Annotated in this window: 25 protein-coding genes; 11 read left to right on the forward strand and 14 right to left on the reverse strand. The window is 62.0% G+C overall.

What is annotated here, in order from left to right; all coding sequences use genetic code 11:
- The first annotated feature begins 38 nt into the window (after window positions 1–38).
- The 3 genes from rplT (at window position 39) to pheT (ending at window position 4,116) form a co-directional block, all read left to right on the forward strand.
- The gene (gene rplT, locus RLCC275e_RS23070) at window positions 39–443 is read left to right on the forward strand and encodes a 50S ribosomal protein L20 (protein WP_003555927.1); all 405 of its coding nucleotides are present in this window, start codon (window positions 39–41) and stop codon (window positions 441–443) included.
- Between the two features lie 150 nt (window positions 444–593).
- Window positions 594–1,676, forward strand: a complete 1,083-nt coding sequence (pheS, locus tag RLCC275e_RS23075; RefSeq protein ID WP_033181170.1) for a phenylalanine--tRNA ligase subunit alpha — start codon at window positions 594–596, stop codon at window positions 1,674–1,676.
- A 16-nt stretch (window positions 1,677–1,692) separates the two neighbouring features.
- A complete protein-coding gene (pheT, locus tag RLCC275e_RS23080; protein ID WP_033181171.1) occupies window positions 1,693–4,116 on the forward strand; it encodes a phenylalanine--tRNA ligase subunit beta in 2,424 nt (807 codons plus the stop codon).
- Window positions 4,117–4,170: 54 nt separating this feature from the next.
- Here the strand turns inward: pheT and RLCC275e_RS23085 are convergent, their stop codons facing one another.
- Both RLCC275e_RS23085 and RLCC275e_RS23090 read right to left on the reverse strand, forming a co-directional pair.
- The gene (locus RLCC275e_RS23085; RefSeq protein ID WP_003555930.1) at window positions 4,171–4,530 is read right to left on the reverse strand and encodes a nuclear transport factor 2 family protein; all 360 of its coding nucleotides are present in this window, start codon (window positions 4,528–4,530) and stop codon (window positions 4,171–4,173) included.
- A 107-nt stretch (window positions 4,531–4,637) separates the two neighbouring features.
- A complete protein-coding gene (locus tag RLCC275e_RS23090) occupies window positions 4,638–5,633 on the reverse strand; it encodes an aldo/keto reductase (RefSeq protein ID WP_033181752.1) in 996 nt (331 codons plus the stop codon).
- Window positions 5,634–5,757: 124 nt separating this feature from the next.
- On the opposite strand from RLCC275e_RS23090, the gene RLCC275e_RS23095 reads away from it, so the two are divergent.
- Entirely contained in the window at window positions 5,758–6,666 is a 909-nt protein-coding gene (locus RLCC275e_RS23095; protein WP_033181172.1) for a LysR family transcriptional regulator, read from the forward strand.
- Between the two features lie 45 nt (window positions 6,667–6,711).
- Here the strand turns inward: RLCC275e_RS23095 and RLCC275e_RS23100 are convergent, their stop codons facing one another.
- Window positions 6,712–7,209: a YciE/YciF ferroxidase family protein gene (locus tag RLCC275e_RS23100; RefSeq protein WP_033181173.1), complete on the reverse strand. Its 498-nt coding sequence runs from the start codon at window positions 7,207–7,209 to the stop codon at window positions 6,712–6,714.
- Window positions 7,210–7,322: 113 nt separating this feature from the next.
- On the opposite strand from RLCC275e_RS23100, the gene RLCC275e_RS23105 reads away from it, so the two are divergent.
- Window positions 7,323–7,976, forward strand: coding sequence for a hypothetical protein (locus RLCC275e_RS23105; protein ID WP_033181174.1), 654 nt, complete (start codon window positions 7,323–7,325; stop codon window positions 7,974–7,976).
- An 8-nt stretch (window positions 7,977–7,984) separates the two neighbouring features.
- Here the strand turns inward: RLCC275e_RS23105 and RLCC275e_RS23110 are convergent, their stop codons facing one another.
- Both RLCC275e_RS23110 and RLCC275e_RS23115 read right to left on the reverse strand, forming a co-directional pair.
- Entirely contained in the window at window positions 7,985–8,428 is a 444-nt protein-coding gene (locus RLCC275e_RS23110) for a GNAT family N-acetyltransferase (protein WP_033181175.1), read from the reverse strand.
- 14 nt (window positions 8,429–8,442) lie between these two features.
- Entirely contained in the window at window positions 8,443–9,390 is a 948-nt protein-coding gene (locus tag RLCC275e_RS23115; RefSeq protein WP_033181753.1) for an aldo/keto reductase, read from the reverse strand.
- A 180-nt stretch (window positions 9,391–9,570) separates the two neighbouring features.
- On the opposite strand from RLCC275e_RS23115, the gene RLCC275e_RS23120 reads away from it, so the two are divergent.
- Window positions 9,571–10,557 carry a Gfo/Idh/MocA family protein gene (locus tag RLCC275e_RS23120; protein ID WP_033181176.1) on the forward strand — a complete coding sequence of 329 codons (987 nt, stop codon included), beginning with the start codon at window positions 9,571–9,573 and terminating at the stop codon, window positions 10,555–10,557.
- A gap of 103 nt (window positions 10,558–10,660) precedes the next feature.
- On the opposite strand, the gene RLCC275e_RS23125 is transcribed toward RLCC275e_RS23120, so the two are convergent.
- Together RLCC275e_RS23125 and RLCC275e_RS23130 are read right to left on the reverse strand one after the other, a co-directional pair.
- A complete protein-coding gene (locus RLCC275e_RS23125) occupies window positions 10,661–11,038 on the reverse strand; it encodes a GtrA family protein (protein WP_003555938.1) in 378 nt (125 codons plus the stop codon).
- Window positions 11,035–12,042, reverse strand: coding sequence for a glycosyltransferase (locus tag RLCC275e_RS23130; RefSeq protein ID WP_033181177.1), 1,008 nt, complete (start codon window positions 12,040–12,042; stop codon window positions 11,035–11,037). The genes RLCC275e_RS23125 and RLCC275e_RS23130 overlap by 4 nt, the downstream gene beginning before the upstream one ends.
- Window positions 12,043–12,202: 160 nt before the next feature.
- On the opposite strand from RLCC275e_RS23130, the gene RLCC275e_RS23135 reads away from it, so the two are divergent.
- Window positions 12,203–14,071 (forward strand): hypothetical protein, encoded by a 1,869-nt coding sequence (locus tag RLCC275e_RS23135; RefSeq protein ID WP_033181178.1) that lies wholly within the window; start codon window positions 12,203–12,205, stop codon window positions 14,069–14,071.
- Window positions 14,072–14,169: 98 nt separating this feature from the next.
- On the opposite strand, the gene RLCC275e_RS23140 is transcribed toward RLCC275e_RS23135, so the two are convergent.
- Window positions 14,170–14,415, reverse strand: coding sequence for a hypothetical protein (locus RLCC275e_RS23140; RefSeq protein ID WP_029875611.1), 246 nt, complete (start codon window positions 14,413–14,415; stop codon window positions 14,170–14,172).
- A gap of 341 nt (window positions 14,416–14,756) precedes the next feature.
- Here RLCC275e_RS23140 and xseA point away from each other — a divergent pair, with 341 nt between their 5' ends.
- The gene (gene xseA, locus RLCC275e_RS23145; protein WP_033181179.1) at window positions 14,757–16,337 is read left to right on the forward strand and encodes an exodeoxyribonuclease VII large subunit; all 1,581 of its coding nucleotides are present in this window, start codon (window positions 14,757–14,759) and stop codon (window positions 16,335–16,337) included.
- Window positions 16,338–16,339: 2 nt separating this feature from the next.
- A complete protein-coding gene (locus tag RLCC275e_RS23150) occupies window positions 16,340–16,933 on the forward strand; it encodes an NAD(P)H-dependent oxidoreductase (protein ID WP_033181180.1) in 594 nt (197 codons plus the stop codon).
- Window positions 16,934–17,131: 198 nt separating this feature from the next.
- On the opposite strand, the gene RLCC275e_RS23155 is transcribed toward RLCC275e_RS23150, so the two are convergent.
- Both RLCC275e_RS23155 and RLCC275e_RS23160 read right to left on the reverse strand, forming a co-directional pair.
- Entirely contained in the window at window positions 17,132–18,385 is a 1,254-nt protein-coding gene (locus tag RLCC275e_RS23155) for an aminopeptidase (protein ID WP_029875615.1), read from the reverse strand.
- A 127-nt stretch (window positions 18,386–18,512) separates the two neighbouring features.
- On the reverse strand, window positions 18,513–19,196 hold the full coding sequence (locus RLCC275e_RS23160; protein ID WP_029875616.1) for a glutathione S-transferase family protein: 684 nt from the start codon (window positions 19,194–19,196) through the stop codon (window positions 18,513–18,515).
- 83 nt (window positions 19,197–19,279) lie between these two features.
- On the opposite strand from RLCC275e_RS23160, the gene RLCC275e_RS23165 reads away from it, so the two are divergent.
- Complete coding sequence (locus RLCC275e_RS23165; protein ID WP_033181754.1) at window positions 19,280–19,723, forward strand: MarR family winged helix-turn-helix transcriptional regulator; 444 nt, start codon at window positions 19,280–19,282, stop codon at window positions 19,721–19,723.
- A 63-nt stretch (window positions 19,724–19,786) separates the two neighbouring features.
- Here the strand turns inward: RLCC275e_RS23165 and ybaK are convergent, their stop codons facing one another.
- The 4 genes from ybaK to RLCC275e_RS23185 all read right to left on the reverse strand — a co-directional run bounded on the left by ybaK (window position 19,787) and on the right by RLCC275e_RS23185 (window position 22,534).
- Window positions 19,787–20,260 carry a Cys-tRNA(Pro) deacylase gene (gene ybaK, locus RLCC275e_RS23170; RefSeq protein ID WP_029875617.1) on the reverse strand — a complete coding sequence of 158 codons (474 nt, stop codon included), beginning with the start codon at window positions 20,258–20,260 and terminating at the stop codon, window positions 19,787–19,789.
- A 32-nt stretch (window positions 20,261–20,292) separates the two neighbouring features.
- Window positions 20,293–20,643 (reverse strand): ArsC family reductase, encoded by a 351-nt coding sequence (locus RLCC275e_RS23175; protein WP_029875618.1) that lies wholly within the window; start codon window positions 20,641–20,643, stop codon window positions 20,293–20,295.
- A gap of 119 nt (window positions 20,644–20,762) precedes the next feature.
- Window positions 20,763–21,824: a M14 family metallopeptidase gene (locus RLCC275e_RS23180; protein WP_029875619.1), complete on the reverse strand. Its 1,062-nt coding sequence runs from the start codon at window positions 21,822–21,824 to the stop codon at window positions 20,763–20,765.
- A gap of 101 nt (window positions 21,825–21,925) precedes the next feature.
- Window positions 21,926–22,534: a 2'-5' RNA ligase family protein gene (locus tag RLCC275e_RS23185; protein ID WP_033181181.1), complete on the reverse strand. Its 609-nt coding sequence runs from the start codon at window positions 22,532–22,534 to the stop codon at window positions 21,926–21,928.
- A 261-nt stretch (window positions 22,535–22,795) separates the two neighbouring features.
- On the opposite strand from RLCC275e_RS23185, the gene RLCC275e_RS23190 reads away from it, so the two are divergent.
- The gene (locus RLCC275e_RS23190; RefSeq protein WP_017962885.1) at window positions 22,796–23,359 is read left to right on the forward strand and encodes a methylated-DNA--[protein]-cysteine S-methyltransferase; all 564 of its coding nucleotides are present in this window, start codon (window positions 22,796–22,798) and stop codon (window positions 23,357–23,359) included.
- Window positions 23,360–23,432: the final 73 nt, after the last annotated feature.

The raw sequence follows: 23,432 nt of genomic DNA on the forward strand, positions 1-23,432 counted from the left end.
GACTCGTCCGCGAACGCTAGATTTAAGGAGATCATGATATGGCACGTGTAAAAAGAGGCGTCACCTCTCACGCCAAGCACAAGAAGGTTCTGAAGGCCGCAAAGGGCTTTTACGGCCGCCGCAAGAACACCATCCGTACCGCCAAGGCTGCTGTCGATCGTTCGAAGCAGTACGCCTACCGCGACCGCAAGGTCAACAAGCGCAACTTCCGTGCGCTTTGGATCCAGCGCATCAATGCCGCTGTGCGTGAATTCGGCCTGACTTATGGCCGCTTCATCGACGGCCTGACCAAGGCTGGCATCGAAGTCGACCGCAAGGTTCTCTCCGACATGGCGATCCACGAGCCGGAAGCATTCGGCGCGCTGGTCAGCGCTGCCAAGAAGGCTCTTGAATACCTCAAGGAAGCCGGCACGGCGAACGAGTTTGAAGGCGCGGTCAAGTAACCAGCGCTTCCCAAGCTTTTGAATTTATGATTTTGGGAAACCCGCGCTGGTTTGGGCTAGCGCGGGTTTTTCTTTCTTTATATTCCTGGCGCCGGCCGGCGCCGCCTGCCTCCCGATCGCCCGCCTGATACTGGACGGAAAGAAGTGACAATGTCAGATATCGACCAGCTCAACACATCGCTGCTCGCCGAAATCGCCGCCGCCGATGACGAGACGGCGCTCGAAGCCGTGCGCGTATCCGCCCTCGGCAAGAAGGGCTCCGTCTCCGAACTGTTGAAGACGCTCGGCGCCATGACGCCGGAAGAGCGCCAAAGCAAGGGCGCGGCGATCAACGTTCTGAAGAACGCGGTGACCGAGGCGCTCACCACCCGCAAGACGACGCTGCGGCAAGCGGCGATCGATGCGCGGCTGAAGGCCGAGACGGTCGACGTCAGCCTGCCGGTGCGCTCTTCGCCGGCCGAGCGCGGCCGTATCCATCCGATCAGCCAGATCGTCGATGAGATCACCGCGATCTTCGCCGACATGGGCTTCTCGATTGCCGAAGGTCCCGACATCGAGACCGATTATTACAATTTCACCGCGCTGAATTTCCCCGAGGGCCATCCGGCCCGCGAGATGCACGACACCTTCTTCTTCAACCCGGATGAGAATGGTGAGCGCAAGGTCCTGCGCACCCACACCTCGCCGGTGCAGGTGCGCACCATGGAGGCGCAGACGCCGCCGATCCGCATCATCATTCCCGGCAAGACCTACCGCCAGGACTCGGACGCCACCCATTCGCCGATGTTCCATCAGGTCGAGGGCCTGGTCGTCGACAAGAAGGCCAATGTCGCCAACCTCCGCTGGGTGCTGGAAGAATTCTGCAAGACCTTCTTCGAGGTCGACAGCGTGACGATGCGTTTTCGCCCGTCCTTCTTCCCCTTCACCGAGCCCTCTTTCGAGGTCGATATCCAGTGCGACCGCTCCGGCCCGATCGTCAAGTTCGGCGAGGGTACCGACTGGATGGAAATCCTCGGCTGCGGCATGGTCCACCCGAACGTGCTGCGTTACGGCGGGCTCGATCCGGACGAATATCAGGGTTTTGCCTGGGGCATGGGCCTCGATCGCATCGCCATGCTGAAATACGGCATGCCCGACCTGCGCGACTTCTTCAACGCCGACGTCCGCTGGATGACGCATTACGGCTTCCGCCCGCTCGACATGCCGACGCTGTTCGGCGGCCTCAGCGCTTGAACGGAGAATTGGGACGATGAAATTCACGCTCTCCTGGCTGAAAGAGCATCTGGAAACGGATGCCGGCCTCGAAGAAATCTGCACGCGCCTCACAGAGATCGGACTGGAGGTCGAGGATGTCGACGACAAGGCGGCATTCAAGCCCTTCGTCATCGCCAGGGTCGTCTCGGCCGAAAAACATCCGCAGGCCGATCGCTTGAAGGTGCTGATGGTCGATACCGGTTCCGGCGCACCGGTCCAGGTCGTCTGCGGCGCCCCGAATGCGCGCGCCGGCCTCGTCGGTGCCTTTGCAGCGCCCGGAACCTATGTGCCCGGTATCGATGTGACGCTCGCCGTCGGCAATATCCGCGGCGTCGAGAGCCATGGCATGATGTGCTCCGAAAAGGAGCTGCAGATCTCCGACAGCCACGACGGCATCATCGATCTGCCCGAGGATGCGCCGGTCGGTCAGAGTTATGCCGCCTATGCGCATCTCGACGATCCCCTCATCGAGATTAACCTGACGCCCAACCGGCCGGACTGCACCTCGATCCACGGCATTGCCCGCGATCTCGCCGCCTCCGGCCTCGGCACGCTGAAGACGCGGCCCGCCCCGTCCTTCGCCACCGAAGGCGAGACGCCGGTGAAGCTGACGCTTGATCTCGACGATCCGAAGCTCTGCCCGGGCTTTGCGCTCCGCCTCGTGCGCGGCGTCAGGAACGGCCCGAGCCCGCGCTGGATGCAGCAGCGGCTGATCGCCATCGGCCTGCGCCCCATCAACGCGCTTGTTGATATCACCAACTACATGACCTTCGATCAGGGCCGGCCGATGCACGTCTTCGACGCTGCAAAGGTCAAGGGCAACCTGACCGTCCGCCGCGCCGCCGAAGGCGAGACGGTGCTGGCGCTTGACCAGCGCGAATACAAGCTGTCGCCGAACAACGTCGTCATCTCCGATGACAATGGCATCGAATCGATCGGCGGCATCATGGGCGGCGAACATTCCGGCTGCGACGAGAATACCGTCGACGTGCTGATCGAATCCGCCCTCTGGGACCCAATGAACATCGCCAAGTCAGGCCGCAGCCTCGGCATCATCACCGATGCCCGCTACCGCTTCGAACGCGGCGTTGATCCGGAATATATGGTCCCCGGTCTTGAACGCACGACGGAACTGGTGCTGGAACTTTGCGGCGGCAACGCCGCCAAGGCCGAGATCGTCGGCTACCAGGGTTACGAACCGAAGATCGTCGATTTCCCCTATTCGGAGGTCAAGCGCCTGACGGGTCTCGAAGTCTCGAATGAGGAAAGCAACACGATTCTGACGCGCCTCGGCTTCAAGGTCTCCGGTTCCGGCGAGCGCGTCTCCGTCGCCGTTCCCTCGTGGCGCCCCGATGTCGATGGCAAGGCCGACCTCGTCGAAGAGGTCATGCGTATCCACGGCGTCGACAATATCAAGCCGGCGCCGCTCGAACGCCATGCTGCCGTCAACGGCAAGATTCTGACGACGCTGCAGATCCGCACCCGCCTCGCCAAGCGGGCGCTCGCCGCGCGCGGCATGCTCGAAGCCGTCACCTGGTCCTTCATTCCCGAAGACCAGGCAAAGCTCTTCGGCGGCGGCTCGGCGACGCTCAAGCTTGCCAACCCGATCGCCGCCGAAATGTCGGATATGCGCCCCTCGCTGCTGCCGGGCCTGCTGTCAGCCGCCCAGCGCAATGCCGACAAGGGTTACGGCGACGTCGCCCTCTTCGAGGTCTCCGGCACTTATGAGAACGACAGGCCGGAGGGTCAGCGCCGCGTTGCCGGCGGCATCCGCCGCGGCACGGCCTCGCTTGCTGGCGCCGGTCGCGCCTGGTCGAACACCGCCAAGGGCGGCGGCAAGCCGGTCGACGTCTTCGACGCCAAGGCCGACGCGCTCGCCGTCATCGAAGCCTGCGGTCTGCCGATGGGCAATATCCAGATCGAGCAGGGCGGGCCGGCATGGTATCATCCCGGCCGCTCCGGCACGATCAAGATGGGGCCGAAAGTCGTGCTCGGCTATTTCGGCGAATTCCACCCGCTGACGCTGGAAGCGCTCGATGTCTCCGGCGCGCTGTGCGGCTTCGAAGTCTATGTCGACGCCATGCCGGACGCCAAGCGCAAGGCGACGCGCACCAAGCCGGCGCTCGAACTGTCACCCTTCCAGGTGGTCCGGCGCGACTTCGCCTTCGTCGTCGACAAGACGGTGGAAGCAGGCGCCATCGTCAAGGCTGCCACAGGCGCCGACCGCAAGCTGGTGACCGGCGTCAACGTCTTCGACATCTTCGAGGGCGCATCGGTTGGCGACGGCAAGAAGTCGGTGGCGATCGAGGTTCAGATCCAGCCGGTCGAGCGCACGCTGACGGACGAGGATTTCGAGGCGCTGACGCAGAAGATTGTCGCCAGCGTTGCGAAATTCACCGGCGGTGTCCTCAGAAGCTGAGCTTCACCCAACGTCGTCAAATCATGGACCGGTCGCGAACAGCGGCCGGTCTTTTCACCGATGCAGATGGAAGAGTTTGCCGACGATCGTCCAGCGGCCGTCGATCTTCAGCAGCGAGAGATAATCGGTAAAGCGCATGCCGGCGAAATCGTCGGTGACCTTGACGCTTGCCGCATCGCCTTCGACATCGACGCTCTGGATGTCCATGTAGGGCTGCGTGCCGGGCGGCGCCGGCTCCTCCGCCAGGATCGCGGCGATGAATTCGTCCCGCGTCAGCCATTCGACGGCATTTTCGTAATGGCCGATGATCGAGCTTTTCGGATGAAAGGCCTTTTTCAAGGCTGCCTCATTGGCGAAGGCCATGCCTTCGACATAGAGATGAACCGTCTGTTCGACTGCCTGTCTGTCCGACATATTCTCATCCCGTTCTCAGAGATGGCGTTAGATAGTTTCGCCAGGCCCGAAGGCAAGCCCGGCCGGTTGTGGACGACCGGGCTTTCGCTCTCTGTTTCGGTATGGGTTCAGATGTTCGTCATGGCAAGCGAGGCGTCCGAATAGCGCTTGCCGGCGACCTGCCCGGCCGGGATGATCTCTTCAAGCCTCGCAAGTTCCGCCGGGCTCAGCACGATATCGGCGGCCGCGGCGTTCTGTTCGAGATGATGAAGCTTACGGGCGCCGGGGATCGGCACGATGTCGTCGCCCTGGTTCAACACCCAGGCCAGCGCCAGCTGTGCTGCCGTCACGCCTTTCTCAGCGGCAAGCCGCTCGAGCGTCGCGACGAGGGCGGCATTGGCGTCGAAATTTTCCGCCTGGAAACGTGGCACCTGCCGGCGGAAATCGTCCGCGTCGAGATCCTCCGCCTTGCGGATCGCCCCGGTCAGGAAGCCGCGCCCAAGCGGGCTGTAGGGCACGAAGCCGATGCCGAGTTCGCGGCATGTCTCAAGCACTTCCTCTTCGGGATCGCGCGTCCAGAGCGAATATTCGCTCTGCAGGGCAGCGATCGGATGGACCGCATGGGCGCGGCGAATGGTGGCGCTGCCGGCTTCCGAAAGCCCGAGCGCCCGGACCTTGCCTTCCTTCACTAGTTCAGCCATGACGCCGACCGTCTCCTCGATCGGTACGTCAGGATCGACCCGGTGCTGGTAGAAGAGGTCGATGGTTTCGATGCCGAGGCGTTTCAGCGAGGCCTCGGCCACCACCCGCACATGCTCGGGGCGGCTGTCGACGCCGGCGATGGCGGCAGTACCCGGCTTGCTGGCGTCGATCTTGAAGCCGAATTTGGTGGCGATCACCACGCGGTCGCGGAATGGCTTCAGCGCTTTGCCAAGAAGAACCTCGTTGGTAAAGGGACCATAGACTTCGGCGGTGTCGAAGAAGGTCACGCCGAGATCGATGGCGCGATGCAGTGTCCTGATCGATTCCGCATCGTCGCTGGCGCCATAGGCAAAGCTCATGCCCATGCAGCCAAGACCGACGGCAGAGACGGTCAGATCGTTTCCGAGTTTCCGGGTTTTCATGATGCGCTCCTTGAGCTGATTTTGAACCGCTAACGGATCGTTGCGGTACCGGCAGACCATATCGCTGCCACATCAATCAGAAAATACATGCAGTTTCTAACGGGTTGTTCTATTATTTCGATCAATGAACAGAACCCAGCTTTCGCAACTCGCCGTTCTCGCCGCCGTCTCGGAGCATCGCAGCTTCCGGTCGGCGGCGAAGGAACTCCTCGTCGCGCCTTCGGCCATCAGCCATGCGATATCGAGCCTCGAAGACAGTCTGGGGGTGCGGCTTCTGGCGCGGACCACCCGCAGCGTTGCGCCGACGGAAGAGGGCCGCCTGCTGCTTGAAAGACTTCGTCCAGCACTCGAGGAGATCGATATTGCCTTGGAGGCCGTCCGCGATACGCGCGCCAAGCCGGCCGGAAACCTGCGCATCACCGCGCCGCGCTTCGCCTCCGATCTGCTGCTCGCTCCGCGGCTCGGCGACTTTCTCAACCTCTATCCGGATATCGCCCTGGAGATCGCCAATGAGGATGGCTTCACCGATATCGTCAAGGAGGGCTTCGACGCCGGTATTCGGCTGGAGGAGAGCCTGGAGGCCGACATGATCGCGGTCAGGATCTCGCCTAATCTGACGACGGTGATCGCCGCTTCGTCCGAATATTTCGAGCATCATCCAAAGCCCGAGCATCCGCGTGATCTCGTCCATCACCGCTGCATTAAGCGGCGCTTTACCAACGGCTCGATCTATCGCTGGGAATTCGAAAAGGACGGGCAGGAACTTGTCGTTTCGGTCGACGGGCCGCTGATCGTCAGTGATGACCGGCTGGCCCTGCTTGCGGCGCTGAACGGCGCCGGCCTTGCCTATCTCTTCGACATGCGGGTCTATGACGAACTGGCGAGCGGCAAACTTGTGCGGGTGCTGGAAGATTGGTGCGCGCCCTATGCCGGGCCGTTTCTCTATTACCCCTCCCGGCGGCAGATGCGGCCGGCGCTGCGCGCCTTCATCGATTTCTTCAGATACAGTGAACAGGATACGGGCGGCCGGTAAGGAATGGAAACCGGGCCGCCCGTTCTCATTAGGACGCCGTTTGCATCAGGCAGCCTTTGCCTTCTGGTTTGCGGCCGTGGTGGCAAGCTGGGAGAGGGTTTTGTCGGTGGCCGTTTCCTGCTGCAGCGTCTGGTCGAGCAGGCCGACGACCTCCTTCAGACCGAGGGTCGCGGCCCAGGTCTTCAGCGTGCCGTAACGGGCGATTTCATAATGCTCGACGGCTTGAGCCGCAGAGATCAGGCCGGCATCGAGAGCTGATGTGCCCTTGAATTCCTCCATGATTTCCTCGCCCTCGGCGATGATGCCCTGGATCGCCTCGCAGGTCTTGCCCTGGGCGCGTTTGCCGATCAGCTCGAAAACCTGCTGCAGGCGTTCGACCTGGCCTTCGGTTTCTTCGCGATGTTTTTCAAAGCCCTTCTTCAGTTCGGCGGACTGGGCGGCACGTGCCATCTTCGGCAGGGCGCGCAATATCTGCCGTTCGGCGAAGTAGATGTCCTTCAGCGTGTCGTAGAAGAGATCTTCCAACGTCTTTTCCTTGGCCATTTTCTCGATCCTTGTTCTGGGGAAAACCGCGAATGCGGCGACACATTAAGAAGAGAAGATCGCGCTAATTGTTCCCAATCGATTTCGGGTGGACTGGAAATCGGTGCCGGGCGATGATTCCTCCCGTCGATGCGCAGGAGAATGACGTCATGCGAAAGCCGAATTCGATGAAGGGTCTGGAGGATCTCGGCCGTGTGCGGCTGTCGCAAAACTTCTTTCTCCGCGATTTCCTGCACTCCGAAATCGCCGATTTCTACCGCATCCCTAATATCCCCGAGGATCCCGATCTGGCGATCGAGACAGGCAAGAGGCTCTGCGAGGAATTGCTGGAGCCGCTAGAGGCGACGTTCGGGCGCCTGCACATCCGTTCCGGCTATCGTTCGCCTGCGGTCAACAGGTTCGGCAATGAGAACAAGCTGAACTGCTCGACCAATGCCGCCACATCAGCGCATCACATCTGGGATATGAGAGATTTTGACGGCTGCATGGGTGCAGCCGTCTGCATTGCCGTGCCGTGGATGATCGACCATTACCACGATGAAAGCGACTGGCAGCGGCTCGCCTGGTGGATTCACGACCACCTGCCTTATGCCTCGCTCTGCTTCTTCCCGAAGCTCTGGGCCTTCAATATCCAGTGGCACGAACGGCCGAAGCGGGTGATCCAGAGTTATGTCAGCCCGCGCGGCATCCTGACCAAACCCGGCATGGCCAATTGGGAAGGCGATCATGCCGCCTTTTACGAAGGCTTTCCCCCGCTCAGAAACTGATGCGGTGCTCAGAAGGTGATGCGATAGCGGATATGGCCGTCGCTCTCGACATAGCTGTCGTAGAGTGCCCGCGCCGTTCTGTTCTGCTCGCTCGTATGCCAATAGAGCCGCGACCAGCCCTTGGCTTTGCAGGTTGAAACGAGATCGTCCATCAGTGCCCGCCCGACCCCTTTGCCGCGCGCTTCGGCATCGACGAACAGGTCTTCGAGATAGCAGTCCCTGCCGCGGATCCACGTGCCCTCATGGGTGAGATAAAGCGCAAATCCCATGATCCGGCCGTCGATTTCGGCGACGCGCATTGCGATCGCCGACGCCGGATCGAAGACCCGGCGCCATGTGGAATCGGTGATATCGGCATCGACCGTGACGTCGTAAAAGACGAGATAGGCCGCCCAGAGCTCGCGCCAGCGGGCTTCGTCCTCGGGGCGGGCCTCACGTATCGTCACGGTCATGGAGTCTCTTTCTTTCAGGCACCGGCTTCGTCGAGCAGCGCCATCGCATCATCGGAAAGCGCAAGTGTCGCCGATTTCGCCAGGCTTTCAAGCTGCGAAAGGCTGGTCGCGCTGGCGATCGGCGCCGTCACGCCCTTCTTGCGCAACAACCAGGCGAGCGATATTTCCGCCGGCTTGGCGCCGGTTTCGGCCGAAACCTTGTCGAGCGCGGCCAGAATGCGCAGGCCCTTGTCGTCGAAATATTTCGAAACCCGGCCCTCGCGTGCGCGGCCTTCAGTATCTGCCTTGCTGCGGTATTTGCCGGTGAGGAAGCCGGCGGCAAGGCTGAAATAGGTGATGACGCCGATGTCTTCCTTGACGCAGAGGTCGGCAAGCGGCCCCTCGAAGCTCGAACGTTCATAGAGATTATATTCCGGTTGCAGTACATCGTAACGCGGCAGGCCGGCCTTTTCGGCCGCCTCGAACGAGGCCTGAAGCAGCGTCGCATCATAGTTCGAGCAGCCGATGGCGCGGATCTTGCCCTGCTGCTTCAGCTTGGCATAGGCACCGAGCGTTTCCTCGTGCGGCGTATCTGCATCCGGCCAGTGCGATAGATAAAGGTCGATATAGTCGGTCTGCAGCCGGCGCAGCGAATCCTCGACCGCCTTAAGGATATAGGTCTCCTTCAGCGTCTTTCCCTGTCCCATGTCGGAGCCGACCTTGGTGACGATGACGGCCTTGTCGCGGGAGACCTTGGTTTGGCTTAGCCAGCGCCCGATGATCTCCTCGGAATCGCCGCCCTTGTTGCCCGGAACCCACGAGGAATAGACATCGGCCGTATCGATCGTATTCAGGCCCGCGTCGAAGAAGGCATCGAGAATGGCGAAGGATGTTTTTTCGTCGGCCGTCCAGCCGAAGACATTGCCGCCGATGACGATCGGCGCAACCGAAAGACCTGTTTTTCCAAGCCGGCGCATTTCCATGACGCTCTCCAGAAGTGTGAAGGAATTGAAATTGCGGATACGGCAGAACGCCGCCCCGACAGAACCTAGCGCATTCCGGGCATCCGGGAAGGCAAACTTCCGTGATTTCCGACCGCGCCATTGCGCCGCAGCGAAGGCCTGAATATGGTTCGCCGAACTCAATTTCGGGAGGCTTCGATCATGCTGCGTTTCGGTATCATTTCAACGGCGAAGATCGGCCGCGACAATGTCGTTCCGGCGATCCAGGATGCGGAAAATTGTGTCGTCACGGCCATTGCCAGCCGTGATCTCAAGCGCGCAAGGGAGATGGCCGACCGCTTCTCAGTGCCGCATGCCTTCGGCTCCTACGAGGAGATGCTGGCCTCAGACCTCATCGACGCCGTCTACATCCCGCTGCCGACCTCGCAGCATATCGAATGGTCGATCAAGGCGGCGGATGCCGGCAAGCACGTGCTCTGCGAAAAGCCGTTGGCGCTGAAGGCAGACGATATCGACGACGTGATCGCCGCCCGCGACCGCAACCGGGTGGTGGTCAGCGAAGCCTACATGATCACCTATTCGCCGGTCTGGCAGAAGGTGCGCTCGTTGATCGACGAGGGCGCCATCGGGTCGCTCCGGCATGTGCAGGGCGCCTTCACCTATTTCAACCGCGATCCCGCCAACATGCGCAACGTTCCCGAGCTCGGCGGCGGCGGCCTTCCCGATATCGGCGTCTATCCCGTCATGGGCACGCGTTTTTCCACCGGCAAGGAGCCGCTGTGGATCCAGGCGATCACCGAGCGCGATGCGGATTTCGGCACGGATATCTATTCGAGCGTCAAGGCCGATTTCGGCGATTTCGAGCTGAGCTTCTATATCTCGACGCAAATGGCCAACCGCCAGGTCATGGTCTTCCACGGCACCGAAGGCTACATCGAAGTCAAGTCGCCGTTCAACGCCAATCGCTGGGGACCGGAAGAGATCGAGCTTGCCGACCGCAGTCACAATGAATCGCGCATCTTCCGCTTTCAGGACAGCCGCCAGTACAAGCGGCAGGTCGAGGCCTTCGCCCGGGCGGTGACGAACGGCAAGGAAGAGATCGTCACGCTCGAAAATTCGAAGCTGAACCAGAAGGTGATCGACGCGATCTATCGCGCCAGCGAGAAGGACGGCTGGGAGGCGGTCTAGCGCATAACCCCGAAAATCGGAATCGATTTTCGGAAAGGATTATACGCCACTTCATAGGGTTAGACCGTCCTTAGCGCGTCCTGTTGGACACGCGGCGCTCTAGTCACTCGGCGCGGAAGACGAAGCGCGAATAGCCGAAGAAGCTGAAGATCATCGAGGCGATGCTGGCGATCACCATGGCCGCCAGTGGCTGAAGTGCCGGCAGCGACAGCAGCAGCGCGGAATAGAGCCCGTAATTGACGAGCGCTGCCGTCACCCCGACGGAGCCATAGCGGAAGCCCTCGGCGGCAAGCGAACGGCCGGAGCGATCGAAGGTGAAGCTCCGGTTGAAAGCCCAGGTCGAGGCCATCGCCAAGGCGATCGCCACGAGCCGGGCCAGAAACGGTCCGAGCGGCGTCAGAGCGAGCAGCACCGACAGGATGCCGGCATCGACGAGGAAGCCGATGCCGCCGGCGATGGTGAATCGGATGAGCTTTTTCATGCCGCATCCGCCTTGCCGGGACGCGCGCGCGATACCGGCCCTGCGTCGCTGAGCGGCGCCTTCAACGCGCTCGGCCTCTCCAGGCCCATATAATGGATACGGAGCTGTTCCGCGCGGGCGCGCGCAACGGAATCCAGGATGACGCCGGCGGTGAACAGCATGAAGGAGATCATCATCAGCGCCGTCGACAGCACCCAGGTCGGCATGCGGCTGACAAGACCCGTTTCGAAATATTCCGCCAGCACCGGCGCCATGAAGCCGAGGCTCGCCAGCATGAAGGTGGCGCTGATCGCGCTGAAGAAGGCGAAGGGCCGGGTTTCCTTCATCAGCATCGCGAACATCCAGAGGATCTTGGCGCCGTCGCGGAACGTCGAAAGCTTGGAGTGCGAGCCTTCCGGCCGGCGGCCGTAGTCGAGCTCCAGTTCGCTGACCGGCAGCTTCAGCCGGGAGGCATGCACGGACATTTCGGTTTCGATCTCGAAGCCGCCTGATACCGCCGGGAAGCTCTTGACGAAGCGGCGCGAAAACGCGCGGTAGCCGGAGAAGATATCGGTGAAATCAGGGCCGAAGATCATCCGGTAGAGCAGGTTGAAAAGCCGGTTGCCGAACGCATGGCCTTGACGGCCGGCATCGGCGTGTACGCCGCGCCTAGTGCCGACCACCATGTCGGCGCGCTCCGTCAGCAGCGTGCGCACCAGTTCTTCGGCATCCTCGGGCGCATAGGTGCCGTCGCCGTCGGCGATGATGTAGATGTCGGCGTCGATATCGGCGAACATGCGGCGCACGACATGGCCCTTGCCTTGCCGCCGCTCGCGCACGACATGCGCGCCGGCAAGCATTGCCTGCAGCGCGGTGCCGTCGGTGGAATTGTTGTCGTAGACATGGATCGCAGCATCGGGCAGCGTCGCCCGGAAGCCCTGGACGACTGGGCCGATCGTCGCCGCTTCATTATAGCAGGGAAGCAGGACGGCAATATTCAGATTGTCGGTACGCGATCGGGCCATGACTCTACTCGTTACACTGAAAGCCGCGCTCAGCCTAAATCACGCGCCGTTAATAAGACCCTATGACGCAGGCAAAATCAGCGGCTGCCACAAACGGCTTTACACTTTCTTGATCGGCGGCGGCTAAGCTTCGCTATCCGGAAACGAAGCGCTAACCACAATGAACGCTGTGCAGCCGATCCCCCATGCATCCTCCGCGATCGACGCTCCCAGGGGCGGGTTGCCCGCTCCCAGGGGCGGGCTACGCGACCTGCTAAGGCGTCTCTGGCCAACCGTCATCGCCTATAGCGTCATCCTTGCCGCCGCCATCCTCATCACCAAGCTTTCCGGTGCCACCGATTACGTCGGCCCCGACAATGACGACGGAATGCGTCTCGTCGAAGTTCGCGATTTTCTGGCCGGGCAGGGCTGGTTCGATCTGATGCAATATCGTCTCGGCCTCGATGGCGGCACGCTGATGCACTGGTCGCGGCTGATCGACCTGCCGATCGCCTCGCTGATCTGGTTCTTCGGTCTGCTTGTACCCCATGAGACGGCAGAGGCGCTGGCGCTCGGCGTGTGGCCGGTATCGCTCATCCTGCCCGCCATGCTCGCCATGGCGGTTGCCGGTCGGCGCATCGGCGGCGTTGCCGCCATGCACATCAGTCTCGGCTTGACCGGTCTTGCGATCTACACCGGAAACCGTTTCGCCCCGGGCGCCATCGATCATCACAATGCACAGCTGGCGTTGGTCGCGACGATGATCGCGATGCTGCTGGATCCCGAGCGTCGCGCCTGGAGCTATGCGGTCGCCGGCATCGCGGCAGCCGTTGCCATCGCCATCGGCGCCGAGACGACCCCCTTCGTCGCCGCCGTCTGCCTGGCCATCGCCCTGCTCTGGGCATGGGAGGGCGAAGATTTCGCCGCCGCCGCCAAGGCCTTCGGGCTGGCGCTGGCGATTGCGATCAGCATTCTCTTCTTTGCAACGGTGCCGCCCCGGCTTTATTCGACGGTCACCTGCGACAATCTCTCGCTCGGCTACTACAGCCTGGCGGCGATCGGCGGCGGGTTGCTGTTGTTTTCGGCGGTTTTTGCCAGCCACCTGCGCCGGCCCTTGCGCTTTGCCGCACTCGCCGTCGTCGGCGCCGGCGTTCTCGGTTCGGCGATCGTGATCGCACCGCAATGCCTGAGCGATCCGCTGGCCGGTCTCGACCCGATGCTGGTTGAACTCTGGCTGAGAAATGTTTCGGAAGCGCAGTCGATTTTCGCTCTCGGGCGCACCGATCCCTTCTCGATCGGTGGCTTCTATGCGGCCGGCCTGTTCGGCATCGCCGTCTGCATCTTCCGCGTTGTTCAGCGTGACCGCGTGCAGATCCACCTGATCCTGCTCTTCCTGCTGATGACGAGCTGGGCAATCGCACTGATCCAGGTGCGCGGCTCGACGTTCTCGAACCTGATCTCCATCCTGCCGCTTGCCCTGTTGATTATAGATGTCCGCCGCATCTCCAACGGCGACAGCGAGAATGTCGCAGCCGCCTTCGTCTACATCGTCACCGTGCTCGCCAGTGCTCCGGCTGCCTGGGCGGTCGGCGGCGGGTTTATCTCGCTGCAGATGGAGAATGCTGCGCAGAAGAAGGCGGCAGAGCCGGCCAAGAAGATTTCCTGCACATCGCAAGCGGCGCTGGCGCCGCTCGCCGGGCTACCGGCCGGACTGGTCTCGGCGCCGTCGGAAATGGGCGTGCCGATCCTCCGCTTCACCGCGAACCGGGTTCTCTCCGCGCCCTATCATCGCAATCAGGGCGGCATGCTGACGGAATTGCATATCGGTATGGCGGAGCCGCAGGAGGCGGAAGCCTTCCTCAAGGGGACCGGCGTGACGGTGCTTGCCTTCTGCCCCGGCGACCTGCAGACGCGCGAGATCGCAGAACTGAAGCCAGATGGGCTCTACTCCCAGCTCGGCAAGGGCAATATCCCGCCCTATCTGGAACCGCTTCCGAAGGCGGCGGACGTGGGCGTTCAGTTCTTTCGCTATCGGCCGGCGACGAACTGACGCCGGCAATCTTCAGGACGGGGTAGGAATGTCGCGATAACGACATGCGTAAAACAGCGTAAGCGCGGGAAGCCAATCTGACAGATCGCGACGCGCTGTTAGTGCGAAACGCGCATGGCGCGGCGAAGGCGCTGATTGGCATAAAGCCCGAGTACGAAGAGCATGAGGCCGCCATTATAGCCGAGCACGGCATAGACGAATGCCAGAATGGACACCGGCCCCGGCGAGGTTATCGCCGCCAGCGCGAATGTGATTCCGATCAGCGCGGCGACCAGCGCGATCACGCCAGCCGAACGCGTCTGCCCGGCGCTGACGCCCAATGCTGCTGCTGTGAGAATAATCATTTCAGCACATTCCCAGAGATAACGAGGGGAAGCATAGGAAGCGCCAACTAACAAAGATTTACCGGCAGGCTTTGCCGAAAAGCCTTTGTATTACAGTGGTTAGCAATCCCTTTCGGGTAAAACGCATATTCTAACTATCCGTTCCGCGACAAAACATATTTACTCGATTTTGTTGTTAGTTCGTCCGGCTGCAACGAGTGCATGTGCAGGATGCCAGGAGACTAACACGCTTGATGCAATTGCGACGAACCCCTTCGACAACGATTTCAACGGCTGGGAAAACCGATCCCAAGGCCCGTGCCACCCTTCCTGTTTCCAGCGGATGGACATAGAAAGAGGGGATGAGCAACGTCTTCGACGGCGATTCGCCGACCAACCTTGCCGAATATTCGGTTTCGGAACTTTCCGGCTCGATCAAGCGCACCGTCGAAACCGCCTTCGACCAGGTTCGCGTGCGTGGCGAGATCTCCGGCTATCGTGGGCCGCACTCCTCGGGCCATGCCTATTTTGCGCTGAAGGACGATCGCGCCCGCATCGACGCCGTCATCTGGAAGGGCACCTTCTCGCGGCTGAAGTTCCGCCCGGAAGAGGGCATGGAAGTCATCGCCACCGGCAAGGTCACCACCTTTCCGGGTTCCTCGAAATATCAGATCGTCATCGAGACGCTGGAGCCGGCCGGCGCCGGCGCTCTGATGGCGCTGATCGAGGAGCGCAAGCGCAAGCTCGGTGCCGAAGGCCTGTTCGATGCTGCCCGCAAGAAGCGGCTGCCCTTCATGCCGAGCGTCATCGGCGTCGTCACCTCGCCGACCGGCGCCGTCATCCGCGATATTCTTCACCGCATCTCCGATCGTTTTCCCGTGCACGTCCTCGTCTGGCCGGTGAAGGTTCAGGGCGAGGGATCCGGCGAGGAGGTGGCGAACGCCATCCGCGGCTTCAACGCGCTGGAACATTCAGGCGCCATCCCGCGCCCGGATGTGCTGATCGTCGCGCGCGGTGGCGGCAGCCTGGAAGATCTCTGGAGCTTCAACGACGAAATCGTCGTGCGTGCCGCGGCCGAAAGCCGGATACCGCTGATCTCGGCCGTCGGGCATGAGACCGACTGGACGCTGATCGACTATGCCGCCGATGTCCGTGCGCCGACGCCGACGGGGGCCGCCGAAATGGCAGTGCCGGTCAAGGCGGAGCTCGAGGCGCAGGCCGCCGCTCTTGCCGCGCGCCTGCAGGGCTGCATGAACCGGCAGATGGATCAGCGCCGCCAGTCGGTGCGTGCCCTGATGCGGGCATTGCCGTCGCTCGATCAGCTTCTCGCCTTGCCGCGCCGCCGTTTCGACGAGGCGGCAACCGGTCTCGGCCGCGGGCTGGAGCTCAACACCATCAACAAGCGCCGCGGCTTCGAGCGCGTCGGCGCGCATCTGCGCCCCGAGCTGCTCGCCGGCCGCATCGCCGAGCGTCGCCAGACGTTGAACGAGCGCATGGCCCGGGCCGAGCGCATGGTCGAGCGGCTGATCGACCGCTCGAAATCGCGCGTCGATCGTGCCGAAGCCATCCTCGCCTCACTGCCGGCCCGGCTGAAGACCCAGACCGACCGCGGTCGCGAACGCCTCGGCAATCTTTCTCGCCATGCCGATACGGCGATCCGCCACCAGCTGACCCGCGCGCGCGCCGAGCTTTCTTCGCAGGACCGCGTGCTGCAGTCGCTCTCCTATAAGAATGTGCTGAAGCGCGGCTACGCCGTCATTCGCGATGAGGATAACAGGCCAGTCTCGCAGGCTGCCCAACTCTCCGCCGGCATGGGAATCGCCATCGAATTCGCCGACGGTCGTGTCGGCGCCATGACCACGGAAGGCGGCGCACCGCCGGCCGGTGCCAAGAAGCGCAGCGTAAAACCCGCAGAACCGCCGAAGCAGGGAAGCCTGTTCTGACAATGCGTATCCTGCTGGTACTTGCCCATCCACTGGAGGACAGTTTCGCCGCTGCCGTGGCGAGGACCGCGCGCGAAGCACTGGAAGCCTCCGGCCATGTTGTCGATCTGCTCGATCTCTATGCTGAGAATTTCGATCCTCGTCTTTCGAAGGCTGAGCGCGGCGGCTATTTCGACCAGCCCTACGACACCTCAGCCTTAGCCGACATCGTTGCCCGCCTGAATGCTGCCGATGGCCTCATTCTCGTCTTTCCGCAATGGTGGTTCAATTTCCCCGCCATCCTGAAGGGTTTCTTCGACCGTGTCTTCGCCCCCGGGGTCGCCTTCAGCCATGACGCCGCCGGCGGCCGTATCGTGCCGCAGCTTACCAATATCAGGCTGCTCTATGCGCTGACGACGACGGGCTCGCCGTGGTGGCTGGTGCGTCTCTATATGGGCGATCCGGTGCGCCGGCTCTTGAAGCGCGGCATCGCCGCCTTCTGCTCGAAGCGGCTGCATTTCAAGATGCTCAGCCTGCACGACATGGACCGCGCCACCGATGCAAAGCGGAAGCTGCATCTCGATCGCGTGCGCAAGCTGCTATCGACGATCCGCTAGCATGCTGCCGGGGCTGGACGGTCTCCTCCTGAAGTGTGATCCACATCGCCTCGAAGGATCACCTGAGGCACAGGCGTTCTCCAGCCTCATACTCAGCACCCCGCAGGGCCTCGAAGGACGAGGCTGGCCGCCGCGCCGGCTCCAGCAAGGCCATGATGCTTGCCAGCGTCTGGCTCAGTCAGCGCACGATGATGCCGCTCAGGCCCATTCGCCCTGCCGCATCACCGGAACCCGTGAACCATCCGGCTTGATGCCGTCGATATCGACCTTGTCGGAGCCGATCATCCAGTCGATATGGATCAGGCTGGAATTGCCGCCCTGTGCCTTGATCTGCTCCTGGCTAAGGTTCGCTCCATCGAGGAAACATTTGGAATAGCACTGGCCGAGCGCGATGTGGCACGAGGCGTTTTCGTCAAACAGCGTGTTGTAGAACAGGATGCCGCTGGCCGAGATCGGTGAGGAATGCGGCACGAGTGCCACTTCGCCGAGCCGGCGCGCGCCCTCGTCGGTATCGAGCACCTTGTTCAAGACCTCTTCGCCGCGCGAGGCCTTGGCCTCGACAATGCGCCCGCCCTCGAAACGCACCTGGATATTGTCGATCAGCGTGCCCTGGTGCGAGAGCGGCTTGGTGCTCGACACATGGCCTTCGACGCGCAGCGCATGCGGCGTGGTGAAGACCTCCTCGGTCGGGATGTTCGGATTGCAGGTAATGCCGTTCTTGGCGGTGGAAGCGCCGCCGTGCCATTCATGTCCGTCGGCAAGGCCGATCGTCAGGTCGGTGCCCGGTCCCCGGAAATGCAGCGAGGCGAAGCGCTCGCCGTTCAGCCAGGCGGAGCGCTTGCCAAGATTGGCATTGTGCTCGGCCCAGGCGGCGACGGGATCGCTGACATCGACGCGCGAGGCGGCAAAGATCGCCTTGGCAAGCTTGGCAATCGCGATCGGTTCCGGATCGTCGGGGAAGACCACCTTGGCCCAGGATGGGTTGGGATAGGAGACGATGTTCCAGTTGATGTCGAAATTCGAGATCTTCTCCAGCGCCGGCTTGTAGGCGGTGGAGTTGGCGCGATTGGCGCGGCCGACCTTGCCGGCATCCTGTTCGGACAGCAGCATCGGATTATCGCCGGCAACCGCGAGACGGGCCGCCCCGTTGGCATAGGCCTTGGCCATGCCCTCGTAGAGCCAGCCGGAGGCGCGGTCGAAGCTCTCGTCGCTGCCATATTGATAGCGCGCCAGCGTCGTTTCCTCGTCGGAATAGAAGGCGGAGACCAGTCCGGCGCCGGCCTGATAGGCGTGTTTGGTGATCAGGCGGACGAGCGGCAGCGCCACGACAGGCGCGGTAATCACCAGGTCCTGACCCTTCTGCAGCTGCAGGCCGACCTTGACGGCGACTTTCGCAAGCTTTTCCAGCTTGACGGGATCAACGGTGTTCTGGCTCTGGGGCATGAAAGTCATGGTTCAACCTGCCTTCTGTCATCGACGGTGGGAGGCCGGAAGACTTAGACCCGTTTGCGGCGAAAATGAAGCGCGCCGCTGCCGAATTGCAGCGGCCGGATTTATATGTCCGGCCGCTCGCGGGGCTTTAAGCTGCGGCAGGCAGCCTGAGCAGGATCGAGTTATGTTTTTCGAGGAATTCCATCAGCCGCTGCGGGTAATCCTCACCAACGGCGGCCTTGACGCTCGCCCGTTCGGAGAGCGCCTTGCGCCAACGCTTTACACGCTCAAGCCCTTCGAAGATGTCGCCGTCGCCGAGCGTCTCGAAGAGATCGAAATACCGAAAGACCGGCGCGAAGACGGCATCGACGAGGCTGAAGTCGTTGCCGGCGAAATAGGGGCCGTCCGTCAACACCTTCTCGAGCGTTGCGAATTTGGAGATGAGCGCCGTGCGCTTGGCCTCCAACTGCGCGGCATCCTCAGCCGTCTCGTAACCCCAGAGATCGGAAAGCACGGAGGAACCGAATTCCATCCAGCCGCGATGGCGGGCACGCGTCAGCGCGTCTTTCGGATGCAGCGCGACGCCCGGCTGTGTTTCCTCCAGATATTCGCAAATGACGCTGCTTTCGAAGAGTACCGCCTGGCTGCCGTCTTCCTCCTCGATCCGCAGCAACGGCACCTTGCCGAGCGGCGAGATCTTCAGGAACCAGTCCGGCTTGTTGGCAAGATCGATATTGATGCGCTCGAAGGGCACGCCCTTTTCGAGCAGCGCGATCGCGGCGCGCTGTACATAGGGGCAGAGATGATGGCTGACGAGGGTAAGCTTGCTCATGGGGGCCTCCTTGGCAATGATGATAGATGTAAATGCATCTAATATCGCTTGCAGCGGAATTCAAGATAGATGTAATTGCATTTATGTCCGAAAAAACGTCGAATCCAAGCGAAGCAGTCACCTCTGCCTGGACGAGCATCATGCGCGCCCGCGAGCGGCTGCTCGCTGCCATCGAAGCTGACCTAAAGGCAGCCGCCATGCCGCCGCTTGCCTGGTATGACGTGCTTTGGGAGTTGGCGCGCTCGCAAGACGGCATGCTGCGCCCCTACGAGATCGAAGAGCGGACATTGCTGGCCCAGTATAATCTTTCGCGGCTGCTCGACCGGCTGGAACGGGAGGGCCTGGTCCGGCGCGAAAACTTCGCTGAGGATGGGCGCGGCCGCTGGGTGGTGATCACAGATGCCGGCCGAAAACTTCGCGAGCGCATCTGGACGGTCTATGCCAGATCGATCGAGACCCACATCGGCTGCAAGCTTGCCGAAAACGAGGCGAAGGCGATCGCCGGCTTACTCGACCGCTTCCTCTAGATTCAACAGTAAGAACATGATGTTGTCCGAAAACCGCCTACACTTTTCGGCATCATGCTCCGATCAGGCAATCAACGGCGCTGCGACTGCCTTCAGCGCCTTCAACGCAGCCTTCGGATCGAGCCGCACCTGCAGCCCGCGCTGCCCGCCATTGATATAGACGAGCGGCTCGCCAAGCGCGGCCTCCTCGATCGCCGTCGGCACGGTCTTCTTCTGGCCGAACGGGCTGATGCCGCCGACATGATAACCCGTCAGCCGCTCGGCATCGGCAGGCTTCATCATATTGGCCGATTTGCCGTGAAAGGCGCTGGCAAGCTTCTTCATGCTGACCTCGCGATCCGACGGCACGACGACGCAGACCGGCTTGCCGTCCACCTCCGCCATCAGCGTCTTCAGCACCCGGTGCGGCGCCTCGCCGAGTGCTTCCGCCGCCTGCAGCCCGACGCGCTCGGCATTGGGGTCGTAGTCATAGGCATGAACGGTGAAGGGGACGCCTGCTTGCGAAAGAAGCTGTGTCGCGCGCGTGGTCTTGGACATCTCTTTCCCTCGTGAGCTCAGCGGGGCGCCTGTCAGCCTCCGAACGTACCGGCGTAAATCTCCGGCTTGAAGCCGACCAGCAATTTCCCCTTCGCCTCCAGCACCGGCCGCTTGATCATCGACGGTTGGTCGAGCATCAGCTGGATCGCCTTCTCCCGGGTCAGGTTCTCGCGCTCGGCATCGGGCAATTTGCGGAAGGTGGTGCCGGCGCGGTTGAGCACGGTATCGAGGCCGGCTTCGTCGATCCAGGCTTCGAGATGGGCGCGGTCGATACCGAGCGCCTTGTAGTCGTGAAACTCATAGGCGACGCTATGTTCTTCCAGCCAGCTGCGGGCCTTCTTCATCGTGTCGCAATTCTTGATGCCATAGATGGTGACGGCCATGCCCGATCGATCTCCCTGTGATGACAGCGAGATAACATGCACGAAGGCCGGCGCAAACGCCGTGCGACCTTTTATCCCCGAGCGCGTCGACAATCGCAGCAGGACAAAACCGGCCCGGCTCAATTCTCCAGCGTGCCGGCCTTGCGGGAGGCCTTGCTGGGTTCGTCACAGGCGATCTTCATCAGGTCGCTGCGCCGCCGCACCAGCCGGTCGGAGGTCCGGGTCAGGATCAGTCCGTCCTGCGGCGCGGTGAGCTCGATGCTGCCGCCCGGCTGCCCCGGCCGGGTGACGATCGTCGCCAGAAGCTCGCCTTCGGCAATCCTCTCGCCGATATCGCGATGGAAGAGTACGGCGCCGCCTTCTGGCGTGCGGATGATCTCCACATTGTCGAGCGGCACGGCCGGACCGGAAAATACCGTTGCCGCCGGTTTTTCGTCGCCAACGATGCCGCGTGCCGCAAGGAAGCGCCAGAGCCCGTCCGCATCCTTTTTCGCCAGCACCGGATCGACGTCGCGTTTGCCGCGCAGCTCGACGGTGACGGAGAGTTTGCCAGGCAGCCGGGAGCGGCGTTCGCCGGGAACTTCATATTTCCATGCGAAGCCGACGGCCTCCTCGAAGGCCGAGCTTTCGCCATCCGAAAGCAGCACGGCCTCCATGTCGAGCGCGGCGGCAAGATCGGCCGCCTCCGGCCAGAAGGCCTCGTCGATATAGGCATATTGCAGGGATTCGTCGTCGCAATGCAGGTCGAGCACGAGATCGGCGCCAAGCGCCAAATGCAGCAGCTGTCGCTTCAATCTATCGGTAGCCGGGTAATCATCAAGATCCTCGATCAGCGTCGCCCGATCGGTAATGGAGATCAGCGGAAAATCCCGGTTGAAATTGGTGCGTGAGCCCAGGTCGAAACGGCCCTGCAGCTCGCCGAAATGCGATTGCGCCGCACCGATCGGATTGGCCTGCGGCACGATGGTGATGTCGCCGGCGATCCCGCCTTGGTTTTCCGCCTGCCGCAGCCGCTCGCAGAGGAAATGCAGCAGCACCGTTCCCGGCAGCTCGCCGGCATGCAGTGCCGCCTGGATATAGATCTTCGGCGCCCTCGGATCGTGGCCTTTAAAGCGCAGCACCGGCAGCCGCCACTCCGTTCCCGGCGTATCTCCAGGGATGATGATCTCTGAAACGTCCATGCTGTCTTCGTTCCCGTTTGCAACCAGCGCCCGGTTAGGCATTCCGAGCTATATGAGCGGAAATAGGGCAAGCGCAAGCGTGGTCCGCAGACATCATTGCCTCAGCCGAGCAGTGGCCAGCGATCGATGATCCGATATTCGGTTTTTCCGAGAAGACTGTGGATGAGCAGGAATTCGGACGCCGTCCATGAAACGGGCGTGTCGAGCCTCGCCGGCGGCACGGTCTTGCAGTCGTAGAGCAGCGTCATATGCGGTGTGAAATCGCGGCTGATATTGTGCCGCAGTCCGGCATTGTGCATGCCGACACCGAGCTGGACATGCAGTCGGGTGAGCGGTTTCAGCCCGCCTTCGCCGTAAAGCACGAGCGGCCGCGCCTTACCTTCCCGCCTGAAGCTCATGATCCTGTCGAAAGTGATCGCAATCGGCGCGCTCTCCACCGTGGCGCCGGCCTGGCGCGCCGCAAAGACCGCGTCCTCGGGCAATTCTTCATAATCGTCGATGCCGATGATCGTCATATGCAGTGTCGTCAGCCGTGGCTTTGCCGAAAGAGAGAAAGTCTTCCCATAGTCATCGGCGATCGATGCCGCCTGCCGCTCAACCGCCGCAGGCGGACAGAGGGCGAAGAAAAGCCGGTGTCCGCCGTTATGGTTTTCGCCCGGTCGCCCGCGCCGACTTCGCCCATCCTCGAAGTCGAAGGAGATTTGGTTCATGGGCTCTCAGGGTCGTCATGACCCACCTCGTCGTTTCCAAAACGCGACGAAGGATACTCTGACGAGATTGAATATCAAGAACAAAAACAGAACATAATTTTCCGATACAATCTTCTCTGAATGGATGACGTGGATGTTCGATTGACATTGCGAGAGACGGATCGCGATATTTCCCGGAAGCCTTATGCGCGCAAGAAACGGGTTGAAACCGAGGCCGTCCCATACGATTTTGAGGGCAATCGAAAACGCGGAGGCTGTGTCATGGCTGAGACAACGCACCACTATCTCATCTTCGAAACCGCGGGCGGTTTCTGTGGTATCGCCTGGAGCGACGCCGGCATCACCCGCTTCCAGCTGCCGACCAAATCAGCAGAGGCGACCGAACGGCTCCTGCTGCGCCGCCTGCCGGATGCCGAAGCCGGCGCGCCGACGCCTGCTGTGCTGGAGACGGTCGCGGCCGTGAAGCGCTACTTCCAGGGCGAGGAGACGGATTTTTCCGGCGTCGAACTCGACCTTGCCGGCCAGGATACCTTCTTCCGGGATATTTATGCGGCGGCAAGGCGTGTCGGCTGGGGCCGCACCACCACTTACGGCGCGCTGGCCAAGGAGCTCGGCGTCGGGCCGGAAGCCGCCCGCGATGTCGGCCAGGCGATGGCGAAGAACCCCGTCGCTCTGATCATTCCCTGCCACCGGGTGCTTGCAGCCGGCGGCAAGATCGGCGGCTTCTCCGCTCCCGGCGGTTCGTCGTCGAAGGCCCGCATGCTGGAGCTCGAAGGCGTCAACCTTGCACCGCCGCCGCCTGCCCAGCAGTCGCTGGGTTTTTAGGCGGCGGAGGCTTTTCGTTTTCCGCAATTCCCGGCAAAATCGCTTCGCGCTTTGCCTGGCAAAACCGCTCTAC

The sequence above is a fragment of the Rhizobium brockwellii genome, assembly GCF_000769405.2.
Classification (GTDB): domain Bacteria; phylum Pseudomonadota; class Alphaproteobacteria; order Rhizobiales; family Rhizobiaceae; genus Rhizobium; species Rhizobium brockwellii.